This is a genomic window from Acetobacter fabarum (genome assembly GCF_040702925.2).
Taxonomy (GTDB): Bacteria; Pseudomonadota; Alphaproteobacteria; order Acetobacterales; family Acetobacteraceae; genus Acetobacter; species Acetobacter fabarum_B.
The window spans coordinates 14,934-27,229 of sequence record NZ_JBFCXX020000003.1 but is presented as its reverse complement, the minus strand read 5'-3'; the positions used below and the strand labels follow the sequence as shown (position 1 = coordinate 27,229).

Sequence of the window (12,296 nt, the reverse complement as noted above, 5' to 3'; positions counted from 1 at the left end):
ATCAGGTGATATAACACTCCACCCCCGGTCCATCTGCCCGGTACAGGCTGCAATCGGTCAGTCGGGCGACTGGCCGATTGAACAGTTCGGGCATCCATGCCTATAACAACCTTAACGAGTGCGTAACAAAGTTAAGCGGGAGCTTATACCGACATGCTGCCTGCCAGCCTTTTCAAAAGTGTTGAAATTGCACCGCATGGCACCGCGTCAGAGAGCATCTGCACGGCTTTGCGCAAGGCCATACTGGAAGACCAGCTACCAGCGGGCCGCGCCCTGCCACAGTCTGAACTGGCCGCCGGGTTCGGGGTCAGCATTATCCCCGTGCGTGAAGCGCTCAAACACCTTGAGGCCGAAGGACTGGTCGCGTTTACCCCCAACAAGGGCGCGCTGGTTATTGGTCTGGATGAAGCCGATATTCTGGAATACTCCCAGATTCGCGCAGTGCTGGAAGAACAGGCCGCAGCCGAAGGCGTGCGCAACATGAGCCGTGTTGACTTTGCCCGCGTGGAAGACGCCTACGAAGCCTTTGTAGCCGGAGTGGAAGGCGCGCAGGGCATGATCCGCTCAGGTGTTCTTAACCGTGCGTTCCATAATGCCATCTATGCCGCGGCCCCCCGCCCGCGCCTGCTGGAAATGATAGAGGACCTGAATACCAGACTGGACCGTTACATACGCGGCCACCTGATTATTGAGGGCCGCACAACCATTACCCATGACGAGCACAAGGCTATTCTGGACGCCTGCCGTGACCGGGATGCGGATTTGTGTGCCCGGCTGACGCGCATCCATATTCTGGAAGCCGCCAGAATCTCGGTGGATGTCTTCCGTCGCAGGCAGGCCGGACACAGTCCGGGCTGAGCGTTTTCAGCTTATAAAAATCCATATTTTACAAACACTTGTTTATGCGGCCGATGTATCATGCCTGATTGAATAATATATGATGTTGCAAATCATATATTATCGTGTCAGAGCGAAAAAATCATTGTGAAGCCAAAACCAACCTGCGCCCCCGCAGAGGCCCGGTTTGGCGGTTGATTCGGATGAACAACGCCATGTCCTCTACCAACACATTTGCCCCCGATTTTTCCTCCCGCACGCCGCTGCGCAAAGCAATTACACAGGCCATCCGCCGCCCCGAGCAGACATGCATGGAGACGCTGGCCCCCGCTGCAACGCTGAGCGCGCCAGAGGACAACGCCGTGGCCGCACTGGCCACCAGACTGGCCGAAACCCTGCGCAGCCAACGCAACCCCGGACTGGTGGAAACACTGGTGCAGGAATTTGCCCTTTCCTCCGCCGAGGGCGTGGCGCTGATGTGTCTGGCCGAAGCCCTGCTGCGTATTCCCGACATGGCAACGCGCGATGCCCTTATTCAGGACAAGATTGGTGAGAGCGACTGGCTCTCTCACGTAGGGCGCGGCAAACCACTCTTTGCCAATGCTGCCGCATGGGGGCTGGCCCTGACAGGCCGTGTGGTGGCCGAGCATAATGACAGAACACTCTCTGGCGCGCTCATGGGTTTTGTGGAACGGAGCACGCGCCCCGTTATTCGTAAAGCCGTGGATGCGGCCATGCGCATGATGGGCGAACAGTTCGTGCTGGGCCAGACCATTGAGCAGGCACGCAGGAACAGCGCAAAACTTGAAGAAATCGGCTTCGCCTATTCCTACGACATGCTCGGAGAAGCCGCCTACACCGCAGCAGATGCCCAGCGTTACCGGCAGGACTACATTAACGCCATTAACGTTATCGGCCGTAGCGCCAAAGGGAGCAATGTATACGAACGCCCCGGTATTTCCATCAAACTTTCCGCCCTGCACCCCCGCTATGCCCGCGCCCAGCATGCGCGGGTCATGGGGGAACTCCTGCCTGTTGTGCAGGAACTGACCCTGCTCGCCCGCCAGTATGACATTGGCATCAACATTGATGCCGAAGAAAGCGAGCGGCTTGATATTTCGCTCGACCTGCTGGAAGCCCTATGCGCCACACCGGGGCTGGAAGGCTGGAACGGCATTGGCTTTGTGGTGCAGGCCTACGGCAAGCGCGCCCCCTTTGTGCTGGATTACATTATTGATCTGGCAAAGCGCACAAACCGGCGGATTATGGTGCGCCTTGTTAAAGGCGCTTACTGGGACAGCGAAATTAAAAAAGCACAGGTCGAGGGCATGGCAGACTACCCTGTGTACACCCGCAAATGCCATACAGACATCAGCTACATTGCCTGCGCGCGCAAACTGCTGAACGCGCGGGATGTGATTTTCCCCCAGTTTGCCACCCACAATGCCCGCACCCTTGCCACCATTTACACTCTGGCAGGGCAAAAATACGAGATCGGGTCTTACGAGTTCCAATGCCTGCACGGCATGGGCGAACCCCTCTACCACCAGGTTGTCGGGGCAGACAAACTCAACCGCCCCGCACGCATTTACGCACCAGTTGGCACGCATGAGACACTACTGGCCTATCTGGTCCGCCGCCTGCTGGAAAACGGGGCAAACTCCTCCTTTGTCAACCAGATCGGGGATAGCGCCATTGCCGTTTCCTCCCTGATTGAAAACCCCGTCACATCGGCCCAGCGCTACACGCCGTTTGGGGCCCCTCATTCCGAAATCCGCAAACCGCTCAATCTGTTCGCGCCAGAACGCCAGAACTCCGCAGGAATTGATCTGGCTGATGACCGCGCACTTGAGGCACTGGCAGCAGGCATTGCAGCCGCTCCCCGGCAGTGGCAGGCCGCCCCCATTGTGCCCGGAGCAACACCCGGAGGCACCCCACACCCGGTCACCAACCCCGCCGACCGGCGGGATCTGGTGGGCCATGTTACCTACGCCACGCCGGACACCGTAAAACAGGCCGTGGACACCGCACAAAAAGGCTTTGCGGACTGGGCAGCCCAGCCCCCCGCCGCACGGGCGGAATGCCTGCTCAAAGCCGCCAGCCTGCTGGAAGACCGCCACCCAGCCCTTATGGCCCTGATCTGCCGTGAAGCAGGCAAATCACTCCCCAACGCTGTGGCCGAAATCCGCGAGGCGGTAGACTTCCTGCGTTACTACGCCACCGCCATCCAGCGTGATTTTAATAACACGACCCATATCCCCCTTGGCGTTGTGGCCTGCATTAGCCCGTGGAACTTCCCGCTTGCCATTTTTATTGGCCAGATTGCCGCAGCCCTTGCCGCCGGCAACGCCGTCATTGCCAAACCGGCGGAAGAAACACCCCTGATTGCAGCCGTGGCGGTTGCCCTTCTGCACGAAGCAGGCATACCCGCCCCTGCCCTGCAACTCCTGCCCGGCGAGGGCGATATGGGGGCAGCCCTTGTAGGCGATGCCCGGATCATGGGGGTCATGTTCACCGGCTCCACCGCTGTGGCCCGACTGATCAACCGCCAACTGCTCGACCGGCGCACAGCCACCGGCCAGCCCGTGCCATTTGTGGCCGAAACCGGCGGACAGAACGCCATGATCGTAGATTCGTCCGCACTGGCGGAGCAGGTTGTGGCAGATGTGCTGGCCTCGGCGTTTGACAGTGCAGGCCAGCGCTGTTCCGCCCTGCGTATCCTGTGCGTGCAGGACGACTGCGCGGACCACATTCTGGCCATGTTGCGCGGCGCCATGCAGGAACTGCGGCTAGGTGACCCCAGCCTTCTGGCAACCGACGTGGGGCCGGTCATTACCCCCGAGGCCGCTGCCGGCATTACCGCGCATATTGAAGCCTTCCGCAGCAGAAACGCCTCGGTCCACGCCCTGCCCGTGCCAGACCACTGTGCCAATGGCAGCTTTGTGCCGCCAACACTGATCGAGGTCATGTCCATTCGGGAGGTCGGGCAGGAAGTGTTTGGCCCCGTCCTGCATGTGCTGCGCTACCCACGCGCCCAGCTTGCTTCTGTGCTGGCAGACATTAACGCCACCGGCTACGGCCTGACCTTTGGCCTGCATACCCGACTGGATTCCACCGTGCAGAGCGTTCTGGAGCAGGTGGACGCGGGCAATCTGTACGTCAACCGCAACACCATTGGCGCGGTTGTCGGCGTGCAGCCCTTTGGCGGGCGTGGCCTGTCTGGCACGGGGCCAAAAGCGGGGGGGCCGCTTATTCTGCGCCGCCTGCTGGCGCAGGTGCCCGCCCTGCCACAGATTGCGCGCGGCACGACCCCACAGGCCATGACCGAATGGGCAGACTGGCTCCGCACACAAGGCGAAGGCGAAGCCGCCCAGCGCGCCCAAGTCCTTGCCAGCCAGCCGCTGACCAATGCCCAGATCACCCTGCCCGGCCCTGTGGGAGAGCTGAACCTGTACAGGCTGGGCGCACGAGGCACGGTGCTGTGCATGGCCCAGACCACAGCGGGGCTTTATGACCAGATCTCCCTCACTCTGGCGGGCGGAAACACCGCAGCCATTCTGGCGGACGCCACGCTTCTGGCTGCCATTGCAACCCTGCCAGCATCTATCGGGCAGTTTGTACGGCCTGTTTCCTCCGCCAGGTCGCTCACATGCAGCATTTTGCTGAGCGATGCGGACAACGCGGCATTCCGCGCCACGCGCGCCCTGCTGGCTGCTGGCAGCGGGCCTGTTGTGTCGGCCTATATCACCCAGAATGGCCTGCCCTCGATCGAAGCCGTGCTGGAGGAGCAGTCCCGCAGCATCAACACCACCGCAGCAGGGGGGAACGCCAGCCTGATGACCCTGAACTAAACACTTGGGAGAGGACCCCAAAATATCCCGTAAACAGATAAAAGTTTTCGGGTGTCGCCTTTTTCCACAAAGGCGACGTTCCTCAAGAGCGCCAGTCTCTGAAGCTTTATGGAAAAAGCTTCACCAAAACTTTTACCTTCCCCCCGCTACAGCGGGCATTTTTCAGGTGGCAGGCCCAGTGCGGGGTTGGAAAGGAAAGTCCTGTCCGTCAACGTGGCCAGAAAAGCCTCGACCGCAGCTTCGTCTTCAGGGGGAAGGGGAGACAGACCCGTGTGCGCCACCAGCGCGTCATGCAGGGTTGGTGCCGACCCGTTGTGCCAATATGGTGCGGTAACGGCAACATTCCGCAAGGAGGGAGTTCTGATCAGGGTTTTTGTATCCGTCCCAAATGCATGAAATTTCTGGTCTGTGAACAGCAGGCCCGCATGGCAGGTAGAACAGGCGCCCTGCCCGAAAAACAGTTTCTGCCCGCGCTGTTCCTGACTGTTCAGCTTTATCTCGCCCCGCTGCTGCTGGTCCCACCGGCTGTTGCGCGAGACCAGTTGCCGCTCAAACGCGGCCACGGCTTGTGCAATGGTTTGCGGGGTAATCCGCCCGCCCTCGCGCGCAAAGCCCCGCGCAAAAAGTTTGCGGTAACAGGTATCGTCCGCAATACGCCCTACCAGTGTGGCCCGGTCAGGCATGCCCATCTCGACCGGGGTATGCCCCATGACCGGGACAAAAAACTGTGTTTCCAGACGGGAAATATGCTGGTCGATCCACGTCAGGGTTGTAAAAGACCCGACATTGCCCAATGAGGGCACGTTCCTGATCCCGGCCTCCTCCGTCACGCCTGGATGTGTTGCGTTTCCATCCGCGAAGGCATGGCGCTGCTCGTGGCATGTCGCGCACGACATGCTGCCATCGGCTGACAGGTCCGCGTCGTAAAAGAGGCGGCGTCCAAGCTGCACACGAGCGTCCTGCTCCGAAAAAGTTCCGCCCGAACCAAGCAGACTTACGCCAGCGCAACACAGGGCCAGCGCTCGGACCCACCGCCGCCACCGCTGCATCATGGAATGGAGATCACCATAATTTCGGCTTCGGGCTTTCCGCTTCCGCTCAACTGGATGACCGAACGTCCTGCGGGAAGGGAGAAGTCCACCATTTTACCGATGCCGCTACAGGCCGGGCCATGCTGGTGGTGAACGGAGTCCAGAGCCTTGCCGTCATGCACCACATCCAGCCATGCGCGCACTCCGAGCATGACGCGGTATGTCCCCGCTGCCGGGGCGTCAAACGCCACCATGCCCCCCCAACTGACTTTTCCGCCCGGTTCGTTCGGACGCAGTGCGTATGTGACATCCCCGGTGTGGTGCAATGCGGCGCGAAAGGCTTTTCCCGGTGTCAGGACCACCGCATTCAGGTCGGTTGTATTCGCAAGGGCGGTTCCTGTGGTGGGGGAGGTCCAGCCCTGCAACTCGGCGGGCAGAACGGTTTTTCCGGCTTCGCATGTGTTCTGCGCATGCGCGTGGGGCGTATCCGCCGAGCGCGCGGGGGGAGCAAGAACAACAAACAGACCCGCTACCAGAGCGGTTGCAAAGGTTTTTCGTTTTGCACTTGTAATCACTTGAGTCCATTCCCTATAACGCAAGAGAAATATATTCCATGATATATAGACATGAATGGATACGTTATGAAACCCCATATTCCATTTGCTGCCTTTTCCACGCTGCTTTACGCCACAACCACCTACGCCCAGACCCCGGCCACAGCGGCTGGAACGGTAACTCCCAGTCCGCAAAAGGCATTAAGCACATCTGTAAAAACTACAGCGAACATCCCGATGCGTACTGTGGCCGCCTCCCAAAACACCTCCGTGACAAGGAGCATGAGCCCGTCTGGCACGGCAGCCCCCGCCCCCGCGCGTGAGGACAGCGCCTATGATGCGCTGACACCGGGCAAATCCGTCTACAGCAGCACAAAAGCCGACCCCAACACCGCCAACATTTATGGCCCGGGTGAAATTACCGTCTATGGCACCGCCCACCAGCATGGGCTTGTGGGGAGTAACTCCCTTTCAGCCGAATCCATCTATGTTTTCAACAAGACAACGCTTGATCAGGCCGCCAACCTTATTCCCGGCGTCAACGCCGCCAATGCCGGAGGACCACGTAACGAAGCCACGCTCATGGTGCGTGGCTTCAACCGTTTTCAGGTGCCGCTGCTGGTGGATGGTATCCGTATTTATCTGCCAGCCGACAACCGCCTTGATTACGGGCGCTTTCTGACACCCGATATTGCCGAACTTCAGGTTGCCAAAGGTTATGCCTCCGTGCTTGACGGCCCGGATGCAATGGGCGGGATGGTCAACCTGGTAACGCGCAAGCCGCACAAGGTTATTGAAGGGGAACTCAGAGGCGGCACCATGCTGGGCCATGACGGCGGATATGGTGGCTATAATATTTTTGGCATGGTCGGGACAAAACACGACAAGTGGTACGCACAGGCCAGCTTTTCCATGAATGACGTGGAGCAGACGGACCTGTCGTCCAACTTTGTCGCAACCCCCACGCAGGGCAAGGGCAAGCGTCTGCTGTCTGACTCGCAGGACTGGCGCGTGAACGTCAAGGCAGGTTATACGCCCAACTCCACGGATGAATATACTGTCAACTACACGCGACAGGAGGGTCAGAAACGCGCGCCTTTTGATGTCAAGGACTCTGTCAGTATCCAAAAGGACTGGACATGGCCCGCGTGGGATCTGGACAGCCTCTCCCTCACTTCCAGAACGCGGCTGTCCGACCGCCTGACGCTGCGGTCAAAACTTTATCGCAATACGTTCTACAACCTGTTGAGAAGCTTTGATAACGCCAACCTGAACACCCAGACAAAACCCAAGGCTTTCAACAGTTACTACAACGATACCGCATGGGGTGGGGATGTCCGCCTGGATGCCGAACTCTCCCGCAAGGACACGCTTGGTGTGGCCTTTTATGGTCGCCGGGACGAGCATAAGGAACAGGAACAGGTTTATCCGGGGGGCGGCTGGCAGTCCCAGGTTTCCTCCGTGGAGGAAAGCTATAGTATTGCGGCGGAAAATATTTTCCGTATCCTGCCCAACCTCGACCTGAGCACTGGTTTCAGTTACGAATGGCGCGCCCTTGACCGCGCACAGGGGTACTCCAACGGCATTATAAACTATCCTACCCGCAACCGTGGCGCCCCCAACGGGCAGGCCCGGCTGAGTTGGCGGCCAGACCCCGCGTCCGAACTGCATATCAGCGTTTCCGACCGTGTGCGTTTTCCCACTTTGTTCGAGCGGTTCAGCACCCGTTTTGGGGGGGCTACGTCCAACCCCGGACTACGCCCCGAGCGCGCCCAGAACTACGAGCTTGGCGGTTCTCACAGTTTTGGAAAAATTGATGTCGCAGGCGCCCTGTTTTATTCACACCTTACGGATCTTATAGCCAATTTTCCAACACTTTATGAGGGCGTAGCCGTAACCCAGAGCCGCAACATCAGTTCTGGCAATTATGCCGGGGCGGAAATATCCATTTCCGTTCCCATCCGGCGGAACCTGCTTTTGGGGGGCAACTACACCTATATTCATCAAAATGTGCATGACCCTGTCAGCAGCATCTATCAGGTCACGGACGTACCCAGCCACAAGGCTTTTGCCTATGTGCAGTGGGAACCCGTCAAGGGTTTGCGTCTGGTGCCCAATGTTGCCATAAATTCCAACAGATGGACAACAAACTCAGCAGGGACGGCTTATTTTCGTACAGGGCACAACGTCAATATTGCCGCGCGTATTGACTACAGGATTACGCCCAATGTTCAGGTGGGCGTTAATGCGTCCAACCTTATGGACCAGAATTATGAGATGGCGGATGGCTTTCCGTCACAAGGGCGCAACTTTTTTGTCAACATGCGCATTTCCGGGTAAAACTGCATCATGGACCAGAGGCTGTTTTCAGCAGTTCACCCCTGAAATATTCTCTCAACAGATAAAAGTTTTTGAGTGTTGAGCTTTTCCAAAAAAGCACTGTTTGCTGAACCTTTTTTAAAAAGTCTTCATCAAAAACTTTTATCACTCTTTATCTGTGATAGTGTTTTACGTGTTTAGGCCGTAGGCTCATAAGCCCGGAGTGGCCAAAACCGGAAAAGCCCGCCAGTCATGACGGGCCTTTCCGGTTTACAGGGTAGGGTTGAAAATCAGGCGGCCTGTTTGTTCTGCATGGCAAAGTAGGATGCCAGAGCGTAGCAGACCACCGACGTCCCCAGCGTTGCCAGAGCGGTCATACGCTCCTCGGGGTTGATCAGCATGGCAACAAACACCAGCACCACACCGGCAAGGGTTGCATAATTGCACAGCGGGAACAGGAACAGCGTGTAATTCCCTTTTTCCGTCCCATTCCGGCGGGCTGCAAAACGGGTGGTGATGTAAGCTGTCACAATCAGGCTGTAGATCAGCAGGATAACCCCACCACTACAGCTCAGCAGAAAGGCAAAAATGGTCTGTGGCGCCAGAATGGAAGAAAACGCCACCAGAGTACCTGCAATGCTGCTGACCGTAATGGCAAGCCTTGGCGCGGAACTGACGGAGCGACGGGTCAGGAACGCCGGGGCATCGCCCTGTGCGGCCAGTTCGGTCAGCACGCGCGAGGTAATATACATGGCGGAGTTAAGGCAGGAGAGAATGGCGCTCAGCACCACAATGCGCATCATCATGCCCGCACCGGGAATGCCCATTGTATCCATGGCGGTTACAAAAGGGGAGCGCCCGGCCACAATGCTGCTCCACGGCACAACAAGCAGGATCATGGCAACAGAGGCCAGATAGAACAGGGTTACACGCGTGCCAAGGCTGCGGGTGACCCGCGCCACGTTCTTGTCCGGCTCGGGAGATTCGCCTGCAGCAACCGTTGCGATTTCCGACCCCATCATGGTGAACAGAATGGTGGGAATAATGGACAGCACCGCCACAATACCATGCGGCATAAGGCCACCATGCCCCACAAGGTTATGCCATGCCGGTACGCCGGGGCCAAAAACATGCATCACATACAGCCCGCCAACAGCCACAAAAGCCAGAATGCTGAACACCTTGACTGCGGAAAGCCAGAACTCGCATTCCCCAAACACGCGTGGTGCAGCAAAGTTGACCAGCTTAAGCAGCACGATCAGCCCGATGGACAACACCCATATCGGCAGGTGAATCCAGTCCTGAATCAAGATTGCTCCGGCTATGGCCTCGCTCCCCAGCACCACGACCCAGAAAAACCAGTAAAGCCAGCCCGAGGTAAAGCCGAGCCTGTCCCCGTGTGCGGCGCGGATATATTCCACAAATGAACCACGGCCGGGGTCCGCCACCACCATCTCGCCCAGCATGCGCATGACCAGAATGACCAGAAACCCGACCATGACAAAAGCCAGCAGAACCGCCGGACCAGTAGCCTGAATTGCGGCCCCGCTCCCCACAAACAGGCCAGCACCAATGGTCCCGCCCAGCGCGATCATGGCGATGTGGCGGCTCCGTAGCCCGGTGGCAGGTTTAACGGCGCGCCTGATAGTCTGCTCAGCCATGGAGAGGTCCTTTGTTCTTGTTGGTTTGATGCGTTCATAACTCAAGAGAAATAAACTGGGAAACGTCCCTTAAAAATGCTTGTAGAAATATGCCTCGACCACTCCGGCATGGTGGCCAATTCTGGGCATGGGCTGCCCCCCCGGCACCCCGGCTTTAGACAGGGCGCGCCCTGCCGGTCCGGCAAAAGCCGCTCCGCCAGCCAGAGCAGCGGATGTGTTTTCGTCCAGCGTGTATTCAACCGAGGCATCAAGCTCGTCCGACACGTGGCGGCCCGTGTTTTTGAGCCCCATGCCCGTGACATGGATAAGCGACAGATCATAAAAATGCAGACCGAGCTTGACCTGATCACCGGAGCGGATCAGGTGCACGGGGGGTGTCACTGTCAGGTCAATCTGGTGGTCCTCCAGATCGGACAGGGGGGCCAGATACATGCCCACAATTTCGCCCGGCCAGTAACCGCCATAGGTGTAACGCTTACCGTCATACAAAAAGAACGTATCGTAGTTGTGCTTGACGCCCCCCTTGGCATTTTTGCCACCACCAAAGCGGGTGTAACGGTAAAAAACATGCGGGGTCCATGGCAGCATGGAAAACGTATAACCCGGCTCAAAATACATTCCGTAAGCCGAAACCCCCTGATACCCATTGCCCGGATGGCTGTTCTGCTCCGAAACAAAATTCCCATAGACCGTAAAGTTTCTGGAAATACCGAGGGCCTTGACCGGCAGTACCGTGCCTCCCCAGCTCAGGGCGGCCACGTTCATGCCATTCCGGTCCGCGCGGGTTGAATAATCATAATGGGCGGATGTATCGGCATCGCGCACATGAAAATAGGTGAGCGTCACATAGGCGGCGCGGTCAGCATAAACCGATGCCCCATGCCCGCCAGCCTTGTTGGCGAACCATGTCACGTCAAACCCGACAAAGCTGGTTTTGGGCCGGTCAAAGCCCCGATCAATATCGTTATCCGAATTGCTCTCAAGCATGAACACATCGGCGCGGATGGGGTCGCCTTCCAGCTTGATCACACCGGGGCCGGAAAAAGCAAAACGTGGCGCATACCACCACGCCCCCCGCTCGCCCGAGCTATAGGTGCCCTTGCCGATCAAAAATCCGTCATCCACCGCAAAAGCCTGACGCCCGCCCTGAACGGTAAAGACCTGATGCCCACCCGCCAGACGCACCGGCACCCTTACCCCGGCATAAGCCTCTTCCAGATAGACCGAGCGGGGCGTGCCTGATGTTTGCGAGACCTGCTCGGCGTCCCCATCCCCAAGGGTCGTTGCACCAATAGCTGAGGCACTGCCTATGATGTCAAACCCCCAGTCGGTCTTCCATTCCCCTTTAAGCATGGGTTTGCCATACAGTTCGCCGTAAGTTGTGTTGGCATGGCGTGTGTACCCACCCGATGCCCGGGGAGCATAGGAGCCACCGCCAAAATTGATGTGCGGCAGATGGAACGCGGAACCCCCAATATCCAGCCCGCTCTGGATGGTTACACCGCTGACCGAGACAAGTGTCTGCTCCGCCTGAGCGGGTACGATCTCACCCAGCATGCAGAGCAGCAGGGAACAGAAGCCAAACCTGAGTGCGCCCGAAAGCGCGGCTTCCACTCCCCGGGCAGAACACACGCGCCCCCTGCCAGCAGGATGATGGACCGCAGCATGACCAAAAGCATAACAGAACAGACCAATATGATTTTTGGGTCTTTGCAGCAGACCAGTCACGCCCAGAAGCACTCCCCTTGAAAATAAGCTATAGAACCCGCGCACCCATAACCCGGACAAAGCAATGGCATATAATGATTGCATTATCCTATAATATGTTCAAGATGATATAAGAAAAAATACACCAACCCAGTATTTATGTATTATTGAAATCGCAGCTACATGGATACAAGTAATGGTGAAATTTTATATCGTTTCTTTTACGATTTATAATGAAAAATAACCTCAATATACCGATACCGAAATAATATATACGGCAATAAATTCAGCCCCTGTTAACCAGGGCAGCCCAATATGTTCTAATGGATACATAAA

At 57.7% G+C, this 12,296-nt stretch carries 7 protein-coding genes; 3 read left to right on the top strand and 4 right to left on the bottom strand.

The window, feature by feature from the left end; all coding sequences use genetic code 11:
- Positions 1–153 precede the first annotated feature (153 nt).
- Positions 154–858 carry a GntR family transcriptional regulator gene (locus AB2L51_RS03780; protein ID WP_395581094.1) on the top strand — a complete coding sequence of 235 codons (705 nt, stop codon included), beginning with the start codon at positions 154–156 and terminating at the stop codon, positions 856–858.
- 104 nt (positions 859–962) lie between these two features.
- On the top strand, positions 963–4,688 hold the full coding sequence (gene putA / locus AB2L51_RS03775; RefSeq protein ID WP_395581093.1) for a bifunctional proline dehydrogenase/L-glutamate gamma-semialdehyde dehydrogenase PutA: 3,726 nt from the start codon (positions 963–965) through the stop codon (positions 4,686–4,688).
- 146 nt (positions 4,689–4,834) lie between these two features.
- On the opposite strand, the gene AB2L51_RS03770 is transcribed toward putA, so the two are convergent.
- Positions 4,835–5,740: a cytochrome-c peroxidase gene (locus AB2L51_RS03770; protein WP_395581092.1), complete on the bottom strand. Its 906-nt coding sequence runs from the start codon at positions 5,738–5,740 to the stop codon at positions 4,835–4,837.
- The gene (locus AB2L51_RS03765; RefSeq protein ID WP_395581091.1) at positions 5,737–6,294 is read right to left on the bottom strand and encodes a hypothetical protein; all 558 of its coding nucleotides are present in this window, start codon (positions 6,292–6,294) and stop codon (positions 5,737–5,739) included. The genes AB2L51_RS03770 and AB2L51_RS03765 overlap by 4 nt, the downstream gene beginning before the upstream one ends.
- A 261-nt stretch (positions 6,295–6,555) precedes the next feature.
- Here AB2L51_RS03765 and AB2L51_RS03760 point away from each other — a divergent pair, with 261 nt between their 5' ends.
- Positions 6,556–8,613 (top strand): TonB-dependent receptor plug domain-containing protein, encoded by a 2,058-nt coding sequence (locus AB2L51_RS03760; protein WP_395581090.1) that lies wholly within the window; start codon positions 6,556–6,558, stop codon positions 8,611–8,613.
- Between the two features lie 269 nt (positions 8,614–8,882).
- Here the strand turns inward: AB2L51_RS03760 and AB2L51_RS03755 are convergent, their stop codons facing one another.
- Both AB2L51_RS03755 and AB2L51_RS03750 read right to left on the bottom strand, forming a co-directional pair.
- Positions 8,883–10,253: an amino acid permease gene (locus tag AB2L51_RS03755; RefSeq protein WP_395581089.1), complete on the bottom strand. Its 1,371-nt coding sequence runs from the start codon at positions 10,251–10,253 to the stop codon at positions 8,883–8,885.
- Between the two features lie 69 nt (positions 10,254–10,322).
- The gene (locus tag AB2L51_RS03750) at positions 10,323–11,810 is read right to left on the bottom strand and encodes a hypothetical protein (RefSeq protein WP_395581237.1); all 1,488 of its coding nucleotides are present in this window, start codon (positions 11,808–11,810) and stop codon (positions 10,323–10,325) included.
- Positions 11,811–12,296: the final 486 nt, after the last annotated feature.